Raw genomic sequence first — 22,472 nt, 5'->3', positions numbered from 1 at the left:
CGGCTCAGTCGAGCTGGGACTGCACTTCGGAAGCGATGAGTTCCAGGTGGTCGAGGTCGTGCAGATCCAGCATCTGCAGGTAGATCCGGGAGGAGCCGGCCTCGCCGTAGCGGCCGATCTTCTCCACGACCTCGGCAGGGGATCCCGCGAGACCGTTCTCCTTGAGCTCGTTCACCTCCCGTCCGATGGCGGCGGCCCGTCGTGCGACATCGGCGTCGTTCCGGCCGACGCACACCACCAGCGCGTTCGAGTACACCAGGTCGTCCCCCTTGCGGCCGGCCTCCTCCGCCGCTGCCCGCACCCGGCCGAACTGTCGCTCGGTGTCCGCGACGGAGGCAAAGGGGATGTTGAACTCGTCGGCGTAGCGGGCGGCCAGCCGCGGTGTGCGGGTCGCGCCGTGTCCGCCGATCAGTACCGGGACCTTCGGCTGGGCGGGCTTCGGCAGTGCCGGGGAGTCCTCGATCCGGTAGTGCTTTCCGTCGTAGTCGAACCGGCTGCCCACCTCCGTCCGCCACAGTCCGGTGACGATCGCCAGCTGCTCCTCCAGCCGGGCGAACTTCTCCTTGGGGAAGGGGATGCCGTACGCCTGGTGCTCGGCCTCGAACCAGCCGGCCCCGAGGCCCAGCTCGACCCGTCCACCGGACATTTGGTCCACCTGGGCCACCTGGACGGCCAGCACACCGGGCAGCCGGAAGGTGGCCGCGGTCATCAGCGTGCCGAGTCGGATCCGCCGGGTCTCCCGCGCCAGCCCCGCCAGGGTGATCCAGGCATCGGTGGGCCCGGGGAGACCGTCGACGTCGCCCATGTGGAGGTAGTGATCCGAGCGGAAGAAGGCGTCGAATCCGAGGTCCTCCGTGGCCTTGGCGACGGTGAGCAAGGTGTCGTAGCTCGCGCCCTGCTGGGGCTCGGTGAAGATGCGAAGGTCCATGCATCCATCCTGCCTGTTCCTTGCCGTTCCCCCCTGCCCGCTCCTCCCTCTCCTGGCTCCGCGCCTACCCGCGCAGCGGGCGTCTCCGCCACCGCCTCACACATGACCGCACGGCAACGGCCTGCCCTCGCCTCACGCGTGACGTCCGGCTCCGGCCATGCGCCGCGGGGGCGCTTCCGTTCACGCCCGGATCGACTCACCGACACCCACCACCCCGCGCAGGACGACTCGGTCGGCTCATGACGGCTCCGCCGCCGGGTCCGCCTGCCAGCGCTCGCGTTCCGTCAACTGCCGCAGCAGCCCGCGCACGCGGTCGCCCGCCTCGTCGGTGGCGTCTATCGCCTCTATGCACTGCCAGTAGAGCGCCTCCTCGTCCGCCGAGCAGGCCACACCCACGAGGGCTATACCCACCTCCCCGAGCAGCCCGCCCAGCCCCAGCAGCACGCTCCGCGGGTCCTTCAGCCCGGAGAGCTGGGCCGCCCGGACACCGCCCTCCCGCTGCCCGGGAAGCTGGAGCGCACTGCACGCTCTGCCGCCGGATTCGCTCAGGCCGTGAGCCCTGGACCTGAGCTCCGGCGGCCCGTGGAGCGCCAGATGACTCCCCACGGCCTGCGCCAGCGCCTGCGCCTGCCATGCCTCGGCAACAATCTCCTCGGCCGCCCGCGACTGCGCCAGGGCATGCCGGGTGGCACCGATCAACCGAACCGCGTCCATCCGCCCGTCCCCTTCGCCCCGTGCCCCGTCCGTACGGCCATCGGCCGAACGTCACCTAGCCACTACCCAGAGTGATACCGAACGGGCCGAAAAGCCAGGGGGATTCCGAAATTTGTGGACAACTGTTCCCGTGTTGATATCCCCGCCACTCCGAAGAGTGACGATCAGGCTTCTTCGCCGGACGGCATGGGCGGCGCGGACGCCCCGGACGGCGCGGACGACCGGGACCGCTTGGACGGCGCCGGGAAGCGGAGCTCGTTCCGCTCGATCTTCGCGGCGAGCGCCGTGAGGGCGTCGATCCCGAGCACCTCGCAGAACTGCAGCAGGTACGCGAGCACATCGGCGACCTCGTCGGTCACCCGGTGGGCGGACTCCGGGTCCTCCATCACCCGGGCCGACTCCTCCGGCGTGAGCCACTGGAAGATCTCCACCAGCTCCGACGCCTCGACACTCAGCGCCGTCGACAGGTTCTTCGGGGTGTGGAACGGCTGCCAGTCGCGTGCCGCCGCGAAGTCGGCGAGCCGCCGCTGCAGCGCCAGGAGGGTGAGCCCGCCGCCGGAGCCGGGCGCGCCCTCGACCGGCTCCGGGGAGCCCGCGGCGGACGCGACCGGGCCGGCCGGACCGGCGGAGCCGGGGCCCGCCCCGTAACGAGAGCCGGAGCCCGAGTCGGCGGTGGAGCGGGAGCCGGAGTGGGCAACGGAGCCGGAGTCGGTGCCGGAGCCGGAGCCGGGAACGGAGTCGGTGCCCGGTCCGGAGCCGGGGTCGGATGTCTGGTTCACACCCCCAGGTCTACCACCGACACCCCGGCCACCCCCTCGGCGGGCGCCCGGTCCTGCACCGCCCCCACCAGCCGCACATGGCCGCGCTCCCCCATCCGGACCGCCAGCGACAGCAGTTCGCGCACCTGCCGCCGGTCGAGACAGCGGTCGAAGCCGTCCGCGAGCACCGTCATCGCCTGCAGGGCGGGCAGGACCTCGGCCACCGGTTCCATCTCCAGCACCCCGGGCCCCGTCAACAGCACCAGGGCGAGGGCCAGATAGCGCAGTTCGCCGTCGCCGAGCCGCCCGACCGGCGTGGTGCCGAACACTCCCCGGTCGAGGACGGCCCGGACCGTGCCGTCGGCGAGCTCCTGGGCCGCCAGGTCCTCCACCGCGCCCGCACAGCCCGCCCGGCTCGCGGCGATCAGTGCGGCGTGCCGGGTGCCGCACTCCTCGCGGGTCCGCAGCAGCACCTCGGCCAGGTTGCCGCAGCCGCCGTGCAGCCGCCCCGCCCCGAGGGGGACGGGCACCCGCATCCGCTCCGGCCGCGGGTCACAGGCGAAGACCGAGCGCAGCGCCACCACGACCTGTTCGGCGGCGGCCAGCACCAGCCGCTGTCCCGCCGTCTTCCCCGCCACCCGTAACGGCAGCAGCGCGGTGGCCAGCCGGTCGTCCGGCAGCGGCGCCCGGGTCACCGGCACCGAACCGGCCGTGTGCCAGGCCGCCTGGACGGTACGGCGCGCGGGGTCGCGGAGCGCCGTGGAGAGCAGGATCTGCCCGCCGCTGGTCAGCCGCTCACCGACCACACGCAGCTCCGGCTCGGCCTGGACGGCGACGTCGAGCCGTACCGATCCGACCGGTCCGTCGACGGTGCAGCCGATCCGGAAACCGCGCCGCCCCTGCGGGTCCGGCCGGGCGCGCTCGGGCACACAGCCCGAGGCGTCCGGGAACGCCGTCCCGACCTGCTCGCCGCCGCCCAGCCGCGCCAGTGCCGTATACGCCTGGAGGGCACTGGTCTTGCCGCTGCCGCTCGGCCCGGCGAAGACGGTGAACGGGCTCAGCGGGAGGACGGCCCGGCGGTGGGATTTGAAGGAGGAGAGCCGCAGTTCGGACAGGGCCGGGCGGTCGTCGGCCCCGACGGGGGCACCGGTGGGATCCATGACGGGACGGTATGCAGCGGCCGTTCCGGCGAACCGTTCCGCCGGGACGGCCTTCCTACGATCGAGTTAACCGATGAGTCGCCGGTCAGTCCAGCGCCGCGGCCTCCCCGAGCCGCGGCTGCTCCACCTCGGTCCCGGCCGGGGTGAGCAGGAAGACATTGGTGTCGACCCGGTGCATCTTGGCGTTGAGGCCGAAGGCGACGCCGCTCGCGAAGTCCAGGATGCGCTTGGCGACATCGGGCTCCGTGCCGGACAGGTCGAGGAGGATCGGGGTGCGCCCCATGAGGTACTCCGCCACCTCACGGGCGTCGGCGAAGATCTGTACCCGGATCACCACGAAGCGGCGCGGGTCCCGGCCGCCGCCGTCGGCGGGAAGGGTGCGGTGCCCGGGCCAGGTCGGCCAGGCGTCGCTGCCGCGCAACGGAACGACTTCGGCGAGCCCCTCCCACTGCGCATCGGTGACGTCACGCCGGTTCACCGGACCTCCCCGTGGGTGAGCTGGCTGGATATCGGCATCCTGCCAGCGTAATGACCGTCGCACCGGGATCGGGCGGAGCGACACATGCCGCGCGCCATCGGTGTGACGAGGACCATTCCGGTGGACGGTGACTCATCGACCACGTCGGCGGGTTCAGGGTGGGGCCGACCACGACGGAATGTTCTGACGAAGCGCCAATTGAACACCATGGGAGCACCGTTCGGGCCCCGGGGCCACGAATCAGGCCTTGGTCCGGAGTGGTCCGGATCGGTCCGGATCGTTCCGAACCTCGCCGCGCGTCCGCCCCGCGCGAGGCGGACGCCCGCCCGGCGCCGGCGGTACGGATCGGCCGGAGGGCGGGCTCCGCGTCTCTCGGGAAGCCGCGGTCACGCCCGGCGGCGGACCTGTTGCGCCGGGCGGGCTCCGCGTCTCTCCGGAAGCCGGAACGGGTCCGTCGCACCACCCGGGTGGTGCGACGGACCCGCGCAGTGCGCGCTCCGGGTCAGCCCGCTGCGTAGACGTCCTCCACATAGCGCCCGTCGGCGATCAGGCCGTCGAGCCAGGCGGCGGCCTCCTCCGCGGCCGCACCGGTCCGGGCCGCGTACAGCGCGGTGAAGGCCTCGCGGACGCCCGGCGCCATCCGGCGGCCGTCGCCGCAGACGTACACCCGGGCGCCGTCCGCCAGCAGGTCCCACACCTCGGCCGCCTCGGTGGCGATGCGGTGCTGCACGAAGCGCAGCCCGTTCTCGGGGCATTCGCTGAAGACCGGGCGCATGGACACCGCGCCGAGGGCGTCCGCGGCCCGCAGCTCCTCCGCGTGGAGGTAGTCGGCCTCGGGGTCGTCGCAGCCGAAGTAGCAGAGCGCCGGCCCCAGCCGCTCCCCCGCCGCGAGCCGCGCCCTGCGGTCGGCCACCGCACCGCGGAAGGGCGCCAGTCCGGTGCCCGCGGCGACGAGGATCAGGGGCGTGGCGGCGTCCTCGGGCAGCCGGAACACCTCACGGCACGGCTGGACCCGGGCGTGGACGACGTCCCCGGGCCGCAGGCCGGACAGGAAGCCCGACCCCGTGCCGTGGTACTCGCCGCGCCCGGAGCGGGCCGGTCCGCTCAGCCGCGACACCATGAGGTCGGCGTGGCGCGGATCGCCGGCGGGCGAGGAGGAGATCGAGTAGTGGCGCGGGCGCAGCGGCGGCAGCAGCTCCAGCAGCACCGGCCAGGGGACGGCGCCGCGCAGGGCCGGGTGGTCGGTGAAGAGGTCCGGCAGGGTGCGCCGGTCCGCGGCCAGGGCCTCCGGGCTGTCGGCGAGGGCCTGGAGCGCGGCGCGCTCCGGCGGGCAGGGGTTGTGTCCGGCGAGCAGCGCCATCTGCTGTGCGGTGGGCCGGTCCTGCAGCTCGACGAAGTGCGCGAGCAGCTGCCGTACGGTCACCGGGCGGTCGACCGGCAGCGCGGCGCGGCCGGCGCCGTGCGGCCTGATGTCGAGCGCCGTGTCCGGGTCGGCGCCGAACGCGTCCGCGGCACGCGCCACCAGGGCGGCGTCGTTGACCGGCAGCACCGTCAGATGGTCGGCGGTGCGGTACTCGACGCCGTCGGGGAGGGCGAGCCGGACGAACTGCTTGACGCGGGGGTAGCCGGGTGCGGTGAGCGGGTGGGACTCGGTGACGGTCATCGGGAGCAGGCCGTGGCGCTCGGCGAGCGCGTCGAGGGGGCCGCCGGTCAGCTCCGTGACGGTGTACGCCCCTTCACCGCCGGCCGGCTCCGCGGCGGCGGGGTCCGCCCCGGCGGAGAGCGGGTCGCCGTAGCGGCCGAGCAGGGAGTGCCGCAGGCTCCGGGTGAAGGCGCGGACGCCGCCGGCCAGGTCGCCGGCCGCGTCCGCGGCGCCGCGCCCGGCCAGCCGGGTGCCGCCGAGCTCGGCCAGCCGCTCGTCGAGCAGGGTCGGGATCCGCTGGTAGGTGGCCGCCCAGTTGCGGTCGCCGACGCCGAGCACGGCGTACGTGACACCGTCGGCCGCTCCCGGTCCGGCCTGCTCCAGCCAGGACAGGAAGGCCGCGGCGTCGTCCGTGGGGCGGCCGTTGTAGGAAGCGGCCACGATGACCACGGGGCGGTCGGTGGGCAGCCGGCCGGCACCGGTGTCCAGGGGTGCGGTGACGGGTGTGGTGAACCCGAGCTCCTCGGCCTCACCGGCCAGTTGCTCGGCGAAGGTGCGGCAGGTGCCGTAGTTGGAACCGTGCAGGACCAGCAGGTCCGTACCGGCCACCACCCGGGTGGGCAGCGTGTCCGCGCCGGCCGGTGACGCCGGGTCCTCGGCGGGCGCGTCCATGGCGTGCACGGCGAGCGCGGTGCGGTCGCCGGCCCGGTCGGCGGGGGTGCGCGGGGTGAGCGTCAGGCTGAAGCCCTCGGGCTTGAGGGTGAGCGTCTCCTTGATCCGGAGCCGGTAGTCGGCGTGGTCGGTCAGCCGGTAGCGGTGCACCAGCAGCCCCAGCAGGAGGACGGCCTCGTGCAGCGCGAACTGCCGTCCGATGCAGGCGCGTTCACCGGTGCCGAAGGGCTTGTAGGCGTGCGGTGAGCGGGCGGCCTCGGCCTCCGGGCCGAAGCGGGCCGGGTCGAACAGCTCCGGGTTGGGTCCCCATACCGGGTCGCGGTGGAGCATCGGGGTGAGGACCACGGCCGCCTGGCCGGCACGCATCGGGATCCGGCCGCCCAGCAGGGTGTCCTCGCGGGCCTGGCGCCCGAAGGCGGCCGCGGTCGGCCACAGCCGCAGCGCCTCGTTGACCACCTGGCGGGTGTAGCGGAGCCGGCCCACGTCCTCGAACGACGGGTCCGGGTCCGGGGTGTCGCCCCAGAGCGCGTCCACCTCCCGCTGCACGAGGCGCAGCACGGTGGGGTCCTTGGCCAGGTGGTACAGGGCGAAGGAGAGGGCTCCCGAGGTGGTCTCGTGCCCCGCGATGAGGAAGGTGATGACCTGGTTGCGGATGTTGGCCAGGTCCAGGGTGGTGCCGTCGGACGGGTGCGGGGCGCCGAGCATCAGCCCGAGGAGGTCGTCGGTGGACCGGTCCCCGGCCGCCGCCCGGGCCCCGATGACCTCGTCGACCACGGCGGCGAGATAGTCGGCGTCGGCGCGGAAGGCGCGGTCCTGGACGCTGTGGTCGCCGCCGGGGGCGCGGCCCAGGCGGGTCATGCTCCATTCGAGGCAGCGGACCATGGCACTCACGAAGGGGTGCATGCCGGGCCGGGAGAAGGAAGCGAAGTCGTAGCCGAATCCGGCCAGTCCGATGGTGTCCAGCGTCATCCGGGTCATGTCGTCGGGTACGTCGACGGGCCGGCCCGCGGCGGCCGCGGCGTCCCAGGCGGCGAGCACCCGGCGGGCGACCTTCAGCATCACGGGGTGGTAGGTGCGCAGGGAGCCTAGGGCGAAGGCCGGCATGAGGACGTCGTGCGCCTTGGCCCAGTTCGGCTCGTCGTTGTACGCCGTGAACAGCCCGTCGGCGGCCACCTCCCGGACGTTCTCCAGGGCGGGGCCGACGTGTTTGGCGAACCGGGTCTCGTCGGCGAGTTCCGTGACGAGGTCCAGTGAACCGACGAACAGCGTCTCGATGCTGTGCAGCCGGCGGCGGAACACCGGGCCGTGCAGCCGGGCCTGCTCCATGGCCTGCTGGAGGGGCGTGTGCGAGGGGCCGGTGCGCGAAATGTCCACGACGGGGATCTCGTCGCGGTCCGGCCTGACGGTCGTGTCGGTCGTCATCACCTGTGCTGCTTCCGCTGGAGGAGGGGTACGCGGGTGCCCGCTCCCCGGACCGCCCGTGGTGGTGCGGTACGGGGCCGGAGGGGCACCTGGTTCAACCTTGGACCGAGTCGCGTACCGTTCCGAGCCCGAGAACTACGGAAACATGTAGGGGAACGGCGGGGCGCGCGCTTGCGCTCGCACCGACCGGAGTTCGGCCGGGCGCGGTGCACGGATCCGGTCGGGCGCGGTGCGCGGATCCGGTCGGGCGCGGCGCGCAGGGTCGTTCGGGCGCGGCGCGCGGGAAGTGGTCCCGCTGTCACGGAAGGGGGCGTTCCGTTGTCGGAGTGCCGACGGCCGGCAGGGCCTGGCGCACAGTCGGGACCGGTAGAGCGGCCGGGACCGGTCGAGCCGCCGGGGCCGCACCGCGACGAGGCGGTCTCCTGGCGCAACCGGTTCCTGGTGCTGTTCGACCGGATGCCGCTGCCCCTCGCCCTGTGCGGCACCGACGGAGGCATCGTGCTGGCCAATCCCGCGATGGGTGCGGAGTGCGGCCGGACGGCCGGGCGGCTCGTCGGCCGGAACATCCTCGAACTCTTCCGCCCGCAGGCCTCGGCCCAACTGGACCGGATCACCGAGGCGCTGCACCTGGGCCGGCGGTCACGGTATCCGCTGGCGGTGCGCTGGACGGCCGGCGGCGCGGTGTACGAGGGCGAGCTGATGGTCGATCCGGTCAGCGAGGACACCGGAGGACCGCCCGGGCTGCTGGTGATGCTGCGGCGGACGGACACGGCGCGGGCCGCCACCGACGGGCCCCCGGCGCACCGGCCACCGGAGGTCGGGCCGACGGCCGGGCGGATCCTGGCGCTGGCCGCGGCGGGCCACACCACGGCGGCCATCGCCCGGACCGTGGGACTGACCGTGGACGGCGTCACCTACCACCTGACGCAGCTGTCCCGGCGGTGGCGGGCCCCGAACCGGGCCGCGCTGGTGGCCCGGGCGTACGCCCTCGGGGTCCTGGTCCCGGGGCAGTGGCCGCCGGCGCCCGCGGGGGACGGGGGCCGGCCGGCGGTGGAGGGCGGTGCGGGGTGAGCTGCGGGACGGACACCCTCGCCCGCGTACGCACCCCCTGACCCACCACGCACCCGCCGCGGCACGGCGACACTCCGAGAGGTGAGGGCGCCGGCACCGCCGCGCCCTCACCCCGCCGGTGCGCCCCGCAGGCCGAGGGCGAGGAGGGTGACGAACGCCAGCCCGCATCCGGCCAGCAGACAGGCCGCGACCAGGCGCCTGCGCAGGGTGCGGTAGCGGGCCCGGTACTCCTCCTGGAGCTCCTCGCAGCGGGCGGCGACCCGCCGCAGGTCGCGCCGGGCGTCGTCCAGCCGGTCCTGGACATAGACGCGTTCGACCTCCTCGCGCTGGCCCGTGGTGAGCCAGGGGAGCCGGTCGCAGAACGCCTCGGCCCGCTCCTCGGCGCCGGCTGTCTCGGCCTGCCACAGCAGATACCCCTCGATCCGGTTGATCCCGGCGGTGACCCCGTGGGGGTCGGGGGCGTCGGTGCTCGTCAACTGCGTACCTCCCTGGTCAGAACTCCTTGGTACCCCCTTCCCGGTCAGTTCCGCTCGGAGGCAACGCCGGTGCCGCCCGCGCGAGGGGCCGGCGGGCGCAGCTCACCGGCTGCTGCAGCGAGAGCGCCGCTGCCGGATCCGCCGAGTGCGCCGGCCGCGACATCCGGGTGGTGCAGATCGAACGCCGGGGACTCGGAACGGATCCGGGGCAGGCTGACGAAGTTGTGCCGCGGCGGCGGGCAGGACGTCGCCCACTCCAGCGAACGGCCCCAGCCCCACGGGTCGTCCACCTCGATCTTCTCGCCGTACTTGGCGGTCCTCCAGACGTTGTAGAGGAACGGCAGGAAGGAGAGGCCCAGGACGAACGACGCGATGGTGGAGACCGTGTTCAGCGTGGTGACCCCGTCGGCCGCGAGGTAGTCCGGGATGCGGCGCTGCATGCCTTCGGTGCCCAGCCAGTGCTGGACCAGGAAGGTGCCGTGGAAGCCGATGAACAGCGTCCAGAAGGTGATCTTGCCGAGCCGCTCGTCCAGCATCTTGCCGGTGAACTTCGGCCACCAGAAGTGGAAGCCGGCGAACATCGCGAACACCACGGTGCCGAACACCACGTAGTGGAAGTGGGCCACCACGAAGTACGAGTCCGAGACGTGGAAGTCCATCGGCGGCGAGGCCAGGATCACACCGGTCAGACCACCGAAGAGAAAGGTGACCAGGAAGCCGACCGTCCACAGCATCGGCGTCTCGAAACTCAGGCTGCCCTGCCACATGGTGCCGATCCAGTTGAAGAACTTCACCCCGGTCGGGACCGCGATCAGCAGCGTCATGAAGGAGAAGAACGGCAGGAGCACGCCACCCGAGACATACATGTGGTGCGCCCACACCGTCACCGAGAGCCCGGCGATGGCGATGGTGGCGGCGATGAGGCTGATGTAGCCGAACATCGGCTTGCGGCTGAAGACCGGCACCACCTCGGAGATGATGCCGAAGAACGGCAGCGCGATGATGTACACCTCGGGATGGCCGAAGAACCAGAAGAGGTGCTGCCAGAGCAGCGCCCCGCCGTTGGCCGCGTCGAAGATGTGCGCCCCGAACTTCCGGTCCAGTTCCAGCGCGAAGAGCGCGGCCGCCAGGACGGGGAAGGCCATCAGCACCAGCACCCCGGTGAGCAGCACGTTCCAGGTGAAGATCGGCATCCGGAACATCGTCATGCCGGGGGCCCGCAGGCACATGACGGTGGTGATGAAGTTGACCGCGCCCAGAATCGTGCCGAAGCCGGAGAGCGCCAGACCCATGATCCACATATCGGCGCCCACACCCGGGGAGCGGACGGCGTCCGACAGCGGGGCGTAGGCGAACCAGCCGAAGTCCGCGGCGCCCTGCGGCGTCAGAAAGCCGCCGACCGCGATCAGCGAACCCAGCAGATACAGCCAGTAGGCGAACATGTTCAGCCGCGGGAACGCCACATCGGGTGCGCCGATCTGCAGCGGCATGATCCAGTTCGCGAATCCGGCGAACAGCGGCGTCGCGAACATCAGCAGCATGATCGTGCCGTGCATCGTGAACGCCTGGTTGAACTGCTCGTTCGACATGATCTGCGTGCCGGGACGGGCCAGTTCGGCGCGCATGAGCAGCGCCATCAGCCCGCCGAGGCAGAAGAACGCGAACGACGTCACCAGATACAGCGTGCCGATCGTCTTGTGATCGGTGGTGGTCAGCCACTTCACCCATCCGGTGCGCGCGGCGGTGGACGGCTCGTGGGCCGGGTCTGTCTCGCTCATGCCCTGTTCGTGTCCGGCAGCGCTCGGATCGTCACGGCTCACCGGCGGACGTGACCGGCGTCTCACCCGCGCCGGTGCCCGCGGCCTCCCGCCGGGACGGTGACGACGCTCACACCGCGAGGTGTGAGGATACGGACCGTGCCGGACACGAACAGATCATGAGCAGGGACGACCTTTTCGCCGCCGCGTACCGCGAGCACTACTGGGCGGTCAGCCGCTATGTGGCCCGCCGGCTCGACGGGCAGGCGTGGGAGGTCGACGAAGTGGTCGCGGAGGTCTTCTCCGTGGCCTGGCGGCGCCGCGCCGAAGCGCCGGAGGCGATGCTGCCGTGGCTGTACGGGGTGGCCCGGAACTGCCTGGCGAACGCGGTGCGCGGCCGCAGCCGGTACCGGCGGCTCCTGCAACGGCTGAGCCACCACGAGACCACCCGCGGCCCCCGCGTGGTGTCCGGCCCCGACGCCGAACAGCCCGGCGCCTGGGTGCGCGAGGCGCTCGCCGCGCTCCCCGAGGCGGACCAGGAGGTGCTGCGGCTGACCACCTGGGAGGAACTGACCCTGGAGGAGGCCGGACTCGCGCTGGGGTGCAGCACCACCGCGGCGGGGATGCGGCTGCACCGCGCCCGGCAACGGCTGCGCACGGTGATCGGCACGTTGGACACCACGGATCCGTGCGATGACGGGACGGCGGACGAAGCAGCCGGCGCGACGGCGGAGGAAACGGCCGGCGCGGCGGGGACGAGGAAGCGTCGATGAGCGATGAGTTGCCGATGAGTCATGAAGGTTCGAGGGGCGATGCGGTGTCGCGGGACGCTGCGGTGTCGAAGGACCCCGAGTGGCCGGAGGACGGGGTACGGCCCGTGAGGGACGAGCCGCCGGTGGACGACGCGTTGGACCTGCTGCGCCGCGCGAACCCGGTACCGGCAGACCACCCGCACCTGCGGGACCGTCCACTGGACGCCGGGGCCGAACGGCAGCTGGCAGCACTCCTCCGCGACCGAGAGGGCCCACCGGCCCCACAGGGGGAAGCCGCGCGCGGCGCGGCCCCGCTCCAGCAGCGTCGTCCCCGCCGTCTGCTGTACGGACTGGCCGCGACGGTGGCGGGCGTCGTCACCGCGGTCGCCGTGACCCTGTCGGGGCCCGGAGCGCCGGTGGCGGTCGCGGCCCCCGCTCCCCTGGTGACCGACGGCTCCTCGGCCCTGCCCCTGGCCCGGATCGCCGACCGGGCCCAGACCCTGGCCCGCCGTGCGGGCGCGGACCGGCACGCCGAACCGGGCAGCCATGTGCAGGAGTGGGCCCTGGCCATGGAGTCCGGCCCCGGCGCCCGGCCGCCGGTGACCGTGCCCCAGGAGCGGTATCTGCGCTGGAACCGGGACGGCAGCGGCTCGCTGCTGGAGGTCGCCACCGACCCGCGGCACCCCGGCAGGCCCGTCATCGACGGCAGCGGAGTGAAGCCCCGGGTGGTGGACGACGGCCATGTCGTCCGCCATGAGACCTACCCCGCGGGGGCGTTGGCCGGCAACAGCCTCTACACCACTCCCCCGCCGCGGACCCCGGACGCCCTCCGCGCGTACTTCGACCGGGACGAACGGGCGGGCGTCTCGGATGCGGAGCCGACCGACGACCTGCTGGACGACGTGTCGGAGTTCCTCGGGGACTGGACACCCGGGCCGCGGGAAACCGCCGCGATCACCACCCTGCTCGCCCGGTCCGACGGCCTGAGGCCCGTGGGAGCGGTGACGGACCGGCTCGGCCGGCAGGGACAGGCCTACGTCACACGGGACGACCACGGGACCGGGGCGCGCCAGATGGTCGTCCTCGATCCGGACACGGGCCGGATCCTCGGCCGCGAGGTGACCGTCACCAGGGACTGGAAGGAGGGGCGGGTCGAGGCCGGGGACGTGCTGTCCTACGAGGCGTGGATGTACTGAGGCGGCGATCGCTGCGGCGCTGGTCGAGGGCCTGCCGGATGCCCTGCGCCGTTCCCGGACGTTCCCGGCGCCGGAACGCACGAAGCCCGGCCCGGTGCCGCTGTCCCGCGCTATCGCACGGGGAAGGGACAGCGAACCGGGCCGGGCGCCGGGGCCGGCGTTGTGGCGGTCCGAGGGGGACGGAGGCCGGGCGCAGCGGCCGCCATAGGCGGCCGGTGTCCGCGGGTCAGCCGGCGACGCTGCGGATCGGTTCGCCCGCCCGGTGCAGATGCCCCACGACCTCCCGGTACGAGGCCAGCAGCCCGGTCTCGTAGTAAGGGATCCCCTTCTCCGCACAGAACTCCTTGGTGATCTGCGCGGTCCGGGTGAGCGCGGGAGTCGGCATGCTCGGGAAGAGGTGGTGCTCGATCTGGTAGTTGAGGCCGCCCATGACCGCGTCGATGAAGCGGCCACCGCGGACGTTGCGGGAGGTGAGCACCTGCCGGCGCAGGAAGTCGAGCTTCATCTCCGGGGTGACCATCAGCATGCCCTTGTGGTTGGGAGCGAAGACGCACCCCATGTAGATCCCGAGCAGGCCCTCGTGCACGGCGATGAAGGCGAGTGCCTTGCCCAGCGGCAGCACGGCGAATATCGCGCCGAAGTAGGCCACGAAGTGGGCGACCAGCAGCGTGCCTTCGAGGTACGGGCGCTTCATCGCCGGGCTGCGCAGCGCCCGGAAGCTGGAGACGCTGAGGTTGAGCCCCTCCAGCGTCAGCAGCGGGAAGAAGAGCAGGCCCTGCCGCTTGCCGATGAACTTCGCGAGCCCGTTCGCGTTCCTCGCCTGCCGCTGGGACCACACCAGGATGTCGGGGGCCACGTCGGGGTCCCGCTCCTCGTGGTTGGGGTTGGCGTGGTGGCGGGTGTGCTTGTTCATCCACCAGCCGTAGCTCATCCCCATGACGAGGTTCGCGGCGATCCGGCCGCCGACCTCGCTGTACCTCCGGTGGGAGAACACCTGCCGGTGCGCCAGGTCATGGGCGATGAGCCCGACCTGGGCGAAGACCACGGCCAGCACAGCGGCCAGGGCCAGTTGCAGCCATGAGTCACCCAGCAGGAAGAACGCGACGCAGCCGCCCACCAGCGACAGGCCCACGAGGCCGAACCGCACCATGTAGTACCCGGGCCGCCGGTCCAGCAGCCCTTCTTCGGCGACGCGGCGGCTGAGTTGCGCGAAGTCGCTCCCGGAGACCCTTCCGGCGGGTGGCGTGGCCACCCCCGCCGCGGGCGCCTCCACTGTCGTCATCACTGACTGAATGCTCATGGCCTCGAGTCTGGTTTCCGGGGGCGGGCGTCAGAACCCGCTTAGCCCCCCACTTCGAGGTGGGCAAAACCCTACCCCCGCTCCTGGGGCCCGCCTTGCCCGGCAGGGGGGCCGGCCATAGGCTCACTGGACATCACACCAGCCAGGACCACCCACAGTGCTTGGAGCATGCGAGTTGCCCATGAGGAGCACGTGGTGGCCCGCGCCGCTGCGCACCGGACTGTGTCCCTGGCGTCGTACCGGACTGCGTCCCTGGCTGCGTACCGAACTACGTCCCCGGCTGCGCACCGAACTGCGTCCCTGGCTGGTCACCGGACTGGTGACCGCCCGCCGCGGTCTCGCCCTGGCCCTGCTGTCGCAGTTGGGGGCCGTACCCCTGCTCACGCTGACGCTGGTGTCCCTGGCCCTGCTCGTCACGGGCGTCGGGGTGCTCACCCTCCCGATCGCGCTGTTCGCCGTGCGCGGCCTCGCCGACATGCACCGCCGCTTCGCCCGGGAGTGGTGGTCGGTCGACATCCCCACTCCCTACCGAGCCCAGCAGGGCGAGGACTTCGAGCCCCTGGACGTGCCCAGCAGCCTGCGGTACTGCCGTTCGCTGCTCACCGACCCGGCCACCTGGCGCGACCTGCTCTGGCTCCTCATCCACGCCCCGGCCGGGCTGGTCCTGGGCCTGCTGCCGGGCTGGCTGATCATCTACGGCATCCACGGGGTAGTGGCCACTCCCCTGTTCTGGCCCTTCATGCGGCCCGACTACGGGTACGGGCTGATCTGGCCGGTCCACAGCCCCGGCATGGCGGCGCTCGCCTTCGTCGAGGGGCTGGTCATCCTCTTCCTCGGCTTCTGGTCGGGAACCCGGCTGCTGCGGGTCCACACCCGGATCACCGAGAGACTGCTGCGCCCCACGGAGAAGGCCCGGCTCGCCCGGCGGGTGCTGCACCTGACCGAGACCCGCTCGGAGGCCGTGGACGCCCAGGCCGCGGAACTGCGGCGCATCGAACGGGATCTGCACGACGGCGCGCAGGCACGACTGGTGACCGTGGGGCTCAAACTCGGCCTCGCGGAGCAGTTGTTCACCCGGAACCCCGACGCCGCACACAAACTGCTCACCGACGCCCGCGCGGCGAGCAGCCAGGCCCTGGCGGAGCTGCGGGACCTGGTGCGGGGCATCCATCCGCCGGTCCTCGCCGAACGCGGCCTCGACGGCGCCGTCCGGGCCCTCGCCCTCGATCTGCCGGTTCCGGTGGAGGTGCACATCGACCTGCCCGCCCGCCCGCAGGCACCGGTGGAGTCGGCCGGATACTTCGCCGTCGCCGAAGCGCTTGCGAACGTCGTGAAGCACAGCGGCGCCACCACGGCCCGGGTACGGATCCACCACGCCGACGAACGGCTGCACCTGACCGTCGGCGACAACGGCGGCGGTGGCGCACGGGTGCAGCCGGGCGGCGGACTGGACGGCATGCGGCGCCGGCTCGCCACCTTCGACGGAACCCTCGACCTGAACAGTCCGGTGGGCGGCCCCACCGCAGTGACCATGGAGCTGCCGTGCGCGTTGTGATCGCCGAGGATCTGGCCCTGCTCCGGGAGGGCATCATCCAACTGCTCACGATCAACGACTTCGAGGTCGTCGAAGCCGTGGACAACGGTCCCGATCTGCTGCGGGCCCTGCTGGAGCACCGTCCGGACGTCGCCGTGGTCGACGTCCGGCTGCCGCCCACCTTCACCGACGAAGGCCTCCAGGCGGTCACCAAGGCCCGCCGCGAGGTTCCCGGCCTCCCGGTCCTGGTCCTGTCCCAGCACGTGGAGCACCTCTACGCGCGGGAGCTGCTGTCCGACCACGACGGCGGCATCGGCTACCTGCTCAAGGACCGGGTCTTCGAGGTGAGCGAATTCGTCGACGCCGTACGACGGGTGGCCGCCGGCGGCACGGCGATGGACACCTCCGTCATCTCCCAGCTGCTGGCCAGGAACTCCGGCCAGGAACCGATGCAGTCCCTCACCGCCCGGGAACGCGAAGTGCTGGGCCTGATGGCCGAGGGACGGACCAACGCGGCGATCGCCCGGCAGCTGTGCATCACCGAGAAGTCGGTGAGCAAGCACACCAACAACATCTTCGCGAAACTGGGCCTGGCCCCATCGTGCGACGACAACCGCCGGGTGCTGGCGGTGCTGGCCCATCTGGACCTCTGAGGGCGCGGAGCTGAAACGGCTCTCACCACCGACGGCACATCAGCGGCGAACGATCAGGACAAGCCCTCAAAACCTCAAGGCAGCCCGCATGACCACGAGCACCAACACGAGTACGAGTACGGCCACGGCTACGACCACGACCGCCCGCACGATCACCGACATACTCCAGCCCCGCAACGTCCTGCTCGCCGGCCTCACCGGCGTCGGCATCGCGGCCGCGGGCGACTGGACCGGCGCCGCCTGGGGCCTGTTCGCCGCCCTGTGCGCCGGAATCGTGCCCGCCGCCTACATCGAGTGGGAACGCAAGCGCGGCACCTGGGGCGACCGGCACGTCGTGGACCGCGGGCAGCGCGCACCCATCTTCTTCGTGATCCTCGGCTCCATCGGCACCGGCTCGGCCGTCATGCTCCTCGCCGACGCCCCCAGGGACATCCTCATCGCGATGCTCGCGCTCTGGGCCATGACCGTGGCCCTACTGGCGATCAACAAGGTCTGGAAGATCTCAGTGGACTCGGCGGTCGCCTCCGCCATCGCCATCATGCTCGCGGCGGTCCACACCCCTTGGTGGCTGGCGGCCTACCCCTTGGTTGTTGCCGTGTGCCGGACCCGAGTGGCCCTGACCTACCACTCCGTGGCCCAGACCGTCGCGGGCGCGTCCCTGGGCGCGGTGGCGGCGGGGACGCTGGTGCTGTTCTAGGTCCTGCTCAGCCCTTGGCGGGCGCACGGCGTCGGGCGCGGACATGGTGCGCGCCGTAGGCACGATGTGTGCTCATTCGACGCACTCAGCGCCGCTGCGCAGCGGCATCAGAAGCTCACCACCAGCCAAGCTCTCGCCATATAGCATTTGAAATGCCATACTCGTGCCATGACTGACGACGCCACCGGCTTCCCTCCCGGCGACGGCCCCAGCAGTGGTATCTCCGTCTCCCTGACCGCCGGCACCCTCCAGGCGATCCGCGAGCGGGTCGGAAAGCGGGGCATGTCCGCCTACCTCGAGAAGGCCGCGCAGCGACAGATCGAGCGAGACAACCTGGACGAGTTGATCGCCGACTTCGACAAGACCAACGGTCCCGCCGACCCGGAGGCCGTGGCCGCCAAGCGGGCCAAGCTCACCGGCGGCACCGGGGCCGGGGCGGCCGCATGAGCGGCGCGCTCATCCTGGACAGCGAGGGCCTGGCCAAGGCCGTGCAGCGCGACAGGGAGGTCCACGAGTGGCTCACCGCCGCCCGCGACGCAGACCTTCCGTTGATCACCTCGGCCGCGATTCTCGTCGAGGTGATCCACCCAAAGATCAACGACGCCGCACTGAAGTGGACGCTCTCCCGGCTGCGGGTCGAGCCCGTCACCCAGGCCGTCGCCCAGTCCGCCGCCGGCCTGCTCCGCGCGGCCGGACTCCACGGCCACAAGTACGCCATCGACGCCATGCTCTGCGCCACCGCCCTCACCCAGTCGGGCAATGTCACGATCCTGACCTCCGACGTCGAGGACATCAGCATGCTCACCGCCGCCCACCCCCGCGTGGCCGCTGAGAAGGTCTGATCCGAGCCGCCGCACCGGCTGCTGCGCGACTCCAAGGGCCGCGGAACGCTCTCCGGGGTGTTCCGGGCAAGCAACGTGACAGCGACGCCACGGCATCGTCCCAGCCGATCGCCCCCGACGACGGGCCGAACCAACCACGGTCCCGGACGTGGAGGTCAGGCCCGCACTGTCAGCGGGTGGCTTCATCGATGTGTAGTGACAGCACTTGTGCACGGGTTCCGAAGGCAGTTGATGATCAACCCAACTCGGATTGTTGATGAGAAGTGACGGCACTGCCGGTTGCTCCCAGGGCCGCGTCAACCATTCGCTGTGACGGGATAGGGGCGTCCGTAGGGTTCGTGCACTGGCAGCGGGAGCGAGCGGGCCGTTCAGGCGGTATTGAGGCGGAGCTGCGGCTTCTCGACCCTGACCGGCGTGCTTCGCCGGTCCTGGTCTTGCAGCTTCTCGATCCCGAGTCCACCGAGATCGGTGCGTCTGGCAGGCGCTGGGATGCGACGTCGATTCTCGCGGTGACGAGTGCCGGTTCAGTAGTCCCGGAGTCTCCGATCAGGGGCAGCGAGACCTCAGGGGCGTACTCGCCCGGGCATCGTCACCTGACGTACTTCGCCGACAACGGAGGGCGCCGAGCAGGCCCCGGGCTCCTATCTCTGACCCGGGTCGCGCGGGCGAGGGGTGCTGTCCCTTGAAACGGAGAATGCTCAACGCGGCCGTACCGGGCGTCGCTGTTTCATGAGTGACCACCTACGAAACGCGGTGTCGCCGCGTGATGCGCTGGGCGAGGCGGTGGTCAGCCCAGGAGGTTGTCCAGGTGATAGTCCAGCACCCTGAGTGCTTCGTCGGGAGAACGCTGCCCCAGGGCGACGTCGACCCCCAGGCTCGTGGCCAGATTCCAACAGATGTCGGCGTCGATCAGGCCGTTGCCCCGTGCTGGCGCGCCCCGTTCCTGCCGGGCCGCGGCGATGAGTCCCGCGGTGAAGTCCAGAAGCTCGCCGCTACCTGGCGCCAGCACGCCGGCCATTGCCGGATCCGAGATCGCCCTTCCGACGACCGCGACTGACAGCTGGAGTAGGCGCAGGCTTTCCGGGTCACGGGCGAGCATCGCGCGCAGACATTCACGGAGCATCGTCTCCGCACTCGCCGGGTCTGTTGCCTTGATGGATGCCTCAATCCGGGCGTTCAGTGCCCGCACGGCGCGGTCGATCGCGTCACGGACCAGGTCCTCCCGGGTGGCGTAGTAGTGCTGCACCTGGCCCATGGACACCCCGGCCTCCACCGCGACCTTGCGAAGCGTCACACCCTCCAGTCCGTCGCGGAGCGTCAGTGTCCAGACGGCTTCGGCAAGGCGGTGTCGGCGCTCCTCATGGTCAACGATCTTCGGCATGCATCCTCCCTGGCGAGCCAATGCGTTCGCATTGCATCGCCATCGACAGTCTATTACAATGCATGTGCATTGTTAAAATAACTGAGGGGGCATCATGAAGTTCGTCGTTCTGCTGATCATCGGAATGGCTTTAGTGGTCTTCAGCGGCCAAGGCACGATCCGGCTGCTCATCGATCACGACAACGGTGGGGTGCTCAGCGGATTGCCGTTCCCGGGCGCCCTGTGCGTTTACATCGCTGCCCTCGCCATCGGTGTCTTCCTCGCCGGCTGGGCACAGGGCCGCGCCAAGGCCCTCGGACACCTCAAGTAACACCTACCCACGGCTCCCAGCGGGCTGCCGCAACACATTCCGGCCTCTGCCCCGTTCGGAGTCCGGCCAGTGTCCGCTTCGCCAGGACCATCAGCGGGCCCGGCGGCCTGCTTTGCACCGTGGGTCAGAGAGTCCGGGGTCGAGTGTGGCGAAGCTCCCTGTGGCGTATGACGGAAACGGGCTGGTGCATGTACTTTCACCAGGGCACTTTGGCGGGTTGAGCGGGGATGGTCCGCCGCTCGTGAGGGCGGCGGACCATCGCGACGTAGCGGCAGAGGTCAGTCGGCCTTGGCAGGCTCTTCGGCTCGTGCGCGGGTGCCGGCGAGGCGGTAGGAGTCGGTGCCGGTCTCGATGATGGTGCCGTTGAAGGTGAGGCGGTCGACGATGGCCGCGCAGAGGCGGGGGTCGGTGAAGGTCTTGGCCCAGCCTCCGAAGGGCTCGTTGGAGGCGATGGCGACGCTGTTCTTCTCCTCGTGTTCGGTCAGGACCTGGAAGAGGAGTTCGGCGCCGTGGCGGTCGAGTTCCATGTAGCCGAGTTCGTCGATGCAGAGGAGGTCGACGCGGCCGTAGCGGGCGATGGTCTTGTTCAGCTACTTCTCGTCGGCGGCCTCGACGAGCTCGTTCACCAGCTTCGTCGCCAGGGTGTAGCGGACGCGGTAGCCCTTCATGGCGGCCTCGGTGCCCAGCGATGAGCATGTGGGACTTGCCGGTGCCGGAATCGCCGATCAGGCAGAGCGGCTGGCTATTCTTGATCCACTCACAGCTGGCGAGAGTGTGGATGGTCGCGGCGTCGATGTTCGGGTTGGCGTCGAAGTCGAACGCCCGCAAGGACTTCTCCCGCGGGAAGCCAGCCGCCTTGATTCGCCGCTCTGAGCGGCGACGGGCCCGGTCGTCGCACTCGGCCATCAACAGCTCGGCGAGGAAACCGCGGTAGCTCATCTGGTCCTTAAGCGCCCGCTCGGCGATGTCGGAGAACTCGTTGCGGATCGACGGCAGCCGCAGCAGGCGGCAAGCACTGTCGATGGCAGCGTCGGCGGCCTGCTCGGTCAGGCCTCGCTGGCGGGGCAGGGTCACTGTGCTTCTCCCTCACGGTGGTCACCGCCGCTGGTGCGACGGCGTCGGAGCAACTGGTCATAGGGGGTCACCGAGGGCAGCGGCCTGGTGTCCGGCGGAAGGTGCGCGAGTCGCCATTCGTGCAGGGAGGTCACTGTCGCCGACGGTTTCTCGGAGACCATCTGGCCTGCGGAGGGGGCGGGTTCGGTCTCGGCCTGAGCGGCCTTGCGGGCCTCGAGCGCAACCGCGTCGGCGGTCATGGCCCCGGCTCGCAGGGCCGCGGCCAGGCCGGCAACGACATGCTCATGAGGCAGATGGCGCCCCAGCAGGAGAACCTCGATCAGGGCACGGGTGCCGTCCCGCTCACCATGAATCTTGCGGGCCTGGTCCCACCAGGCGTCGTGGACCGGGGTGAACCTACCTGCTGAACGAGCCTGTTCGAGCGCAGTCGAGCCTGGGAAGGCGCCGGGCTTGCGGACCAGAACTTCCAGGTAGTGGTCCAGGTCCAGACGGACGGCGCCCTTCGCGATCAGCCGCTCGTGCCGGGCCACTTCCACGTTCTGGTCGTAAACCACCAGATGAGACGCGTGCAGCACGACCCGCACGCGTTTGCCGATCAGCCGAATCGGGACCGAGTAGCGATTGGTGCGGACCGGGATCTGGCCGTAGCGGTCGACCCGCGGCGTGAACAGCCGACCTGTCTCGAACGGTTCCTCGGGCAGCGGCATCAGCAGCGGTTGTTCGAGTGCGAAGTACTCCGCGACCGTCTTGGGCCTGGACCCGATGCGGCGGGCGTCGTCCTGCCGGTCCCACTGTTCGACCATTTCGTTCAGCTCGGCGAGCGAGGAGACCTCGGGGACGGGAACGAAGTGGTTGCGGCGGAAGTAGCCGATCATTCCTTCGACTCCGCCCCTCTCATGGGCGCCTTCGATGCCGGGCCGGCAGTAGAAGCTCTCAATGCCGAAGTGCGACCGGAAGGCGATCCACCGGTCGGCCTCAACTCTTCCCCGGCTCTGCCCCAGCACCCTGGCGACGGCGGCTTTCAAGTTGTCGTAGCGGACCTTGGTCCGCGGGACCCCGCCCAGCGTCCGCAATGCGTGAACGTGGCCTTCGAAGAAGGCTTCCTGGCCGCAGGAAGCGAACACGCGGTGGACGGCCTTGCCCGAGTACGACAGCCGGAAGGAGAACAGGTAGCAGGTCACCAGCTCGCCGGCCAGGCGCACGGTCACGTCACCGAAGTCGACCTCTGCCTCATGGCCGGGCAGGTGCGTCTGCGGGACGAACGCCTCCAGTGGCGCCTTGCCCGACTCGACCAGGATCTCGGGCTTCCGGCTGGCGACGTAATAACGCACCACCCCGTAGGAGACGTCCGCGCCATGCTCTTCGACCAGCCGGTGGAAGATCCGGGTGACCGTGTGACGCTGTTTGCGGGGCGCGTCCAGATCCGCCCGCAGGATCTCGTCGATCACCGGCTTGTACGGGTCCAGCGTGGTGGCTCGGGGCGGGAGCTTCTTGCGAGGCTCCGGCCAGGACGAGTCCAGCGCCTTGCGCACTGTCCGCCAGGTCACGCCGTGCTTGCGTTCAAGCTCCCGCATCGACATGCCGTTGTGATGGTCACGCCGGATCGCCGCGTACAGCTCGTCCTTCGACATCTGCGGCATGACCAGCACCTTTCA

At 71.2% G+C, this 22,472-nt stretch carries 20 protein-coding genes and 1 pseudogene; 9 read left to right on the top strand and 12 right to left on the bottom strand.

Going from position 1 to position 22,472, the window contains the following annotated elements; translation table 11 throughout:
- Positions 1–4: 4 nt before the first annotated feature.
- The 6 genes from ACFYYR_RS23340 to ACFYYR_RS23315 form a co-directional block, all read right to left on the bottom strand.
- Positions 5–928 (bottom strand): LLM class F420-dependent oxidoreductase, encoded by a 924-nt coding sequence (locus tag ACFYYR_RS23340; RefSeq protein ID WP_388856736.1) that lies wholly within the window; start codon positions 926–928, stop codon positions 5–7.
- A 237-nt stretch (positions 929–1,165) separates the two neighbouring features.
- A complete protein-coding gene (locus ACFYYR_RS23335) occupies positions 1,166–1,642 on the bottom strand; it encodes a DUF6099 family protein (protein WP_388856733.1) in 477 nt (158 codons plus the stop codon).
- A gap of 164 nt (positions 1,643–1,806) precedes the next feature.
- Entirely contained in the window at positions 1,807–2,181 is a 375-nt protein-coding gene (locus ACFYYR_RS23330; protein WP_388856963.1) for a nucleotide pyrophosphohydrolase, read from the bottom strand.
- A gap of 236 nt (positions 2,182–2,417) precedes the next feature.
- Positions 2,418–3,560: an AAA family ATPase gene (locus ACFYYR_RS23325; protein ID WP_388856730.1), complete on the bottom strand. Its 1,143-nt coding sequence runs from the start codon at positions 3,558–3,560 to the stop codon at positions 2,418–2,420.
- Positions 3,561–3,645: 85 nt separating this feature from the next.
- Entirely contained in the window at positions 3,646–4,038 is a 393-nt protein-coding gene (locus tag ACFYYR_RS23320) for a cell division protein SepF (protein ID WP_388856727.1), read from the bottom strand.
- A 502-nt stretch (positions 4,039–4,540) separates the two neighbouring features.
- A complete protein-coding gene (locus ACFYYR_RS23315; RefSeq protein WP_388856724.1) occupies positions 4,541–7,774 on the bottom strand; it encodes a cytochrome P450 in 3,234 nt (1,077 codons plus the stop codon).
- 441 nt (positions 7,775–8,215) lie between these two features.
- Here ACFYYR_RS23315 and ACFYYR_RS23310 point away from each other — a divergent pair, with 441 nt between their 5' ends.
- Complete coding sequence (locus ACFYYR_RS23310; protein ID WP_388856721.1) at positions 8,216–8,845, top strand: PAS domain-containing protein; 630 nt, start codon at positions 8,216–8,218, stop codon at positions 8,843–8,845.
- Positions 8,846–8,952: 107 nt separating this feature from the next.
- Here the strand turns inward: ACFYYR_RS23310 and ACFYYR_RS23305 are convergent, their stop codons facing one another.
- Both ACFYYR_RS23305 and ctaD read right to left on the bottom strand, forming a co-directional pair.
- Positions 8,953–9,321 (bottom strand): hypothetical protein, encoded by a 369-nt coding sequence (locus ACFYYR_RS23305; RefSeq protein WP_388856718.1) that lies wholly within the window; start codon positions 9,319–9,321, stop codon positions 8,953–8,955.
- Between the two features lie 44 nt (positions 9,322–9,365).
- The gene (ctaD, locus tag ACFYYR_RS23300; RefSeq protein WP_388856715.1) at positions 9,366–11,099 is read right to left on the bottom strand and encodes a cytochrome c oxidase subunit I; all 1,734 of its coding nucleotides are present in this window, start codon (positions 11,097–11,099) and stop codon (positions 9,366–9,368) included.
- Between the two features lie 158 nt (positions 11,100–11,257).
- Between ctaD and ACFYYR_RS23295 the strand changes: the two genes are divergently transcribed.
- Positions 11,258–11,851 carry an RNA polymerase sigma factor gene (locus tag ACFYYR_RS23295; RefSeq protein ID WP_388856712.1) on the top strand — a complete coding sequence of 198 codons (594 nt, stop codon included), beginning with the start codon at positions 11,258–11,260 and terminating at the stop codon, positions 11,849–11,851.
- Positions 11,848–13,026 (top strand): CU044_5270 family protein, encoded by a 1,179-nt coding sequence (locus ACFYYR_RS23290; RefSeq protein ID WP_388856709.1) that lies wholly within the window; start codon positions 11,848–11,850, stop codon positions 13,024–13,026. Before ACFYYR_RS23295 ends, ACFYYR_RS23290 begins: the two co-directional genes overlap by 4 nt.
- A gap of 226 nt (positions 13,027–13,252) precedes the next feature.
- Here ACFYYR_RS23290 and ACFYYR_RS23285 read toward each other — a convergent pair whose 3' ends face one another.
- Positions 13,253–14,308 carry a fatty acid desaturase family protein gene (locus ACFYYR_RS23285; RefSeq protein WP_388856960.1) on the bottom strand — a complete coding sequence of 352 codons (1,056 nt, stop codon included), beginning with the start codon at positions 14,306–14,308 and terminating at the stop codon, positions 13,253–13,255.
- A gap of 199 nt (positions 14,309–14,507) precedes the next feature.
- Here ACFYYR_RS23285 and ACFYYR_RS23280 point away from each other — a divergent pair, with 199 nt between their 5' ends.
- The 5 genes from ACFYYR_RS23280 (at position 14,508) to ACFYYR_RS23260 (ending at position 18,052) form a co-directional block, all read left to right on the top strand.
- The gene (locus ACFYYR_RS23280; protein ID WP_388856706.1) at positions 14,508–15,881 is read left to right on the top strand and encodes a sensor histidine kinase; all 1,374 of its coding nucleotides are present in this window, start codon (positions 14,508–14,510) and stop codon (positions 15,879–15,881) included.
- Entirely contained in the window at positions 15,869–16,513 is a 645-nt protein-coding gene (locus ACFYYR_RS23275; RefSeq protein ID WP_388856702.1) for a LuxR C-terminal-related transcriptional regulator, read from the top strand. Before ACFYYR_RS23280 ends, ACFYYR_RS23275 begins: the two co-directional genes overlap by 13 nt.
- An 88-nt stretch (positions 16,514–16,601) precedes the next feature.
- Complete coding sequence (locus ACFYYR_RS23270; protein ID WP_388856699.1) at positions 16,602–17,210, top strand: hypothetical protein; 609 nt, start codon at positions 16,602–16,604, stop codon at positions 17,208–17,210.
- Between the two features lie 168 nt (positions 17,211–17,378).
- Positions 17,379–17,657 carry a hypothetical protein gene (locus tag ACFYYR_RS23265; RefSeq protein ID WP_388856696.1) on the top strand — a complete coding sequence of 93 codons (279 nt, stop codon included), beginning with the start codon at positions 17,379–17,381 and terminating at the stop codon, positions 17,655–17,657.
- The gene (locus ACFYYR_RS23260) at positions 17,654–18,052 is read left to right on the top strand and encodes a PIN domain-containing protein (protein ID WP_388856693.1); all 399 of its coding nucleotides are present in this window, start codon (positions 17,654–17,656) and stop codon (positions 18,050–18,052) included. Before ACFYYR_RS23265 ends, ACFYYR_RS23260 begins: the two co-directional genes overlap by 4 nt.
- 787 nt (positions 18,053–18,839) lie before the next feature.
- On the opposite strand, the gene ACFYYR_RS23255 is transcribed toward ACFYYR_RS23260, so the two are convergent.
- Entirely contained in the window at positions 18,840–19,433 is a 594-nt protein-coding gene (locus ACFYYR_RS23255) for a TetR/AcrR family transcriptional regulator (RefSeq protein ID WP_388856690.1), read from the bottom strand.
- A 94-nt stretch (positions 19,434–19,527) separates the two neighbouring features.
- On the opposite strand from ACFYYR_RS23255, the gene ACFYYR_RS23250 reads away from it, so the two are divergent.
- Positions 19,528–19,743 carry a hypothetical protein gene (locus ACFYYR_RS23250; protein WP_388856687.1) on the top strand — a complete coding sequence of 72 codons (216 nt, stop codon included), beginning with the start codon at positions 19,528–19,530 and terminating at the stop codon, positions 19,741–19,743.
- A 278-nt stretch (positions 19,744–20,021) separates the two neighbouring features.
- Here ACFYYR_RS23250 and istB read toward each other — a convergent pair.
- Together istB and istA are read right to left on the bottom strand one after the other, a co-directional pair.
- Positions 20,022–20,817, bottom strand: a pseudogene (gene istB / locus ACFYYR_RS23245) (IS21-like element helper ATPase IstB).
- Positions 20,814–22,448, bottom strand: coding sequence for an IS21 family transposase (gene istA / locus ACFYYR_RS23240; RefSeq protein ID WP_388856957.1), 1,635 nt, complete (start codon positions 22,446–22,448; stop codon positions 20,814–20,816). The pseudogene istB and the gene istA overlap by 4 nt, the downstream one beginning before the upstream one ends.
- Between the last annotated feature and the right edge of the window lie 24 nt (positions 22,449–22,472).

Source organism: Streptomyces sp. NPDC001922 (genome assembly GCF_042891165.1).
In the GTDB taxonomy this organism is placed as follows: domain Bacteria; phylum Actinomycetota; class Actinomycetes; order Streptomycetales; family Streptomycetaceae; genus Streptomyces.
This window is presented reverse-complemented; position numbering and strand designations above follow the sequence as displayed.

Bases quoted from the DNA above. Each gene is read 5' to 3' on its own strand.
- ACFYYR_RS23335 (WP_388856733.1), bottom strand. From the start codon at position 1,642: ATGGACGCGGTTCGGTTGATCGGTGCCACCCGGCATGCCCTGGCGCAG.
- ACFYYR_RS23255 (WP_388856690.1), bottom strand. From the start codon at position 19,433: ATGCCGAAGATCGTTGACCATGAGGAGCGCCGACACCGCCTTGCCGAA.
- ACFYYR_RS23285 (WP_388856960.1), bottom strand. From the start codon at position 14,308: ATGACGACAGTGGAGGCGCCCGCGGCGGGGGTGGCCACGCCACCCGCC.
- ACFYYR_RS23295 (WP_388856712.1), top strand. From the start codon at position 11,258: ATGAGCAGGGACGACCTTTTCGCCGCCGCGTACCGCGAGCACTACTGG.
- istA (WP_388856957.1), bottom strand. From the start codon at position 22,448: ATGTCGAAGGACGAGCTGTACGCGGCGATCCGGCGTGACCATCACAAC.
- ACFYYR_RS23290 (WP_388856709.1), top strand. From the start codon at position 11,848: ATGAGCGATGAGTTGCCGATGAGTCATGAAGGTTCGAGGGGCGATGCG.
- ACFYYR_RS23260 (WP_388856693.1), top strand. From the start codon at position 17,654: ATGAGCGGCGCGCTCATCCTGGACAGCGAGGGCCTGGCCAAGGCCGTG.
- ACFYYR_RS23340 (WP_388856736.1), bottom strand. From the start codon at position 928: ATGGACCTTCGCATCTTCACCGAGCCCCAGCAGGGCGCGAGCTACGAC.
- ACFYYR_RS23265 (WP_388856696.1), top strand. From the start codon at position 17,379: ATGACTGACGACGCCACCGGCTTCCCTCCCGGCGACGGCCCCAGCAGT.
- ACFYYR_RS23270 (WP_388856699.1), top strand. From the start codon at position 16,602: ATGACCACGAGCACCAACACGAGTACGAGTACGGCCACGGCTACGACC.
- ACFYYR_RS23250 (WP_388856687.1), top strand. From the start codon at position 19,528: ATGAAGTTCGTCGTTCTGCTGATCATCGGAATGGCTTTAGTGGTCTTC.
- ACFYYR_RS23325 (WP_388856730.1), bottom strand. From the start codon at position 3,560: ATGGATCCCACCGGTGCCCCCGTCGGGGCCGACGACCGCCCGGCCCTG.
- ACFYYR_RS23315 (WP_388856724.1), bottom strand. From the start codon at position 7,774: ATGACGACCGACACGACCGTCAGGCCGGACCGCGACGAGATCCCCGTC.
- ACFYYR_RS23280 (WP_388856706.1), top strand. From the start codon at position 14,508: ATGAGGAGCACGTGGTGGCCCGCGCCGCTGCGCACCGGACTGTGTCCC.
- ctaD (WP_388856715.1), bottom strand. From the start codon at position 11,099: ATGAGCGAGACAGACCCGGCCCACGAGCCGTCCACCGCCGCGCGCACC.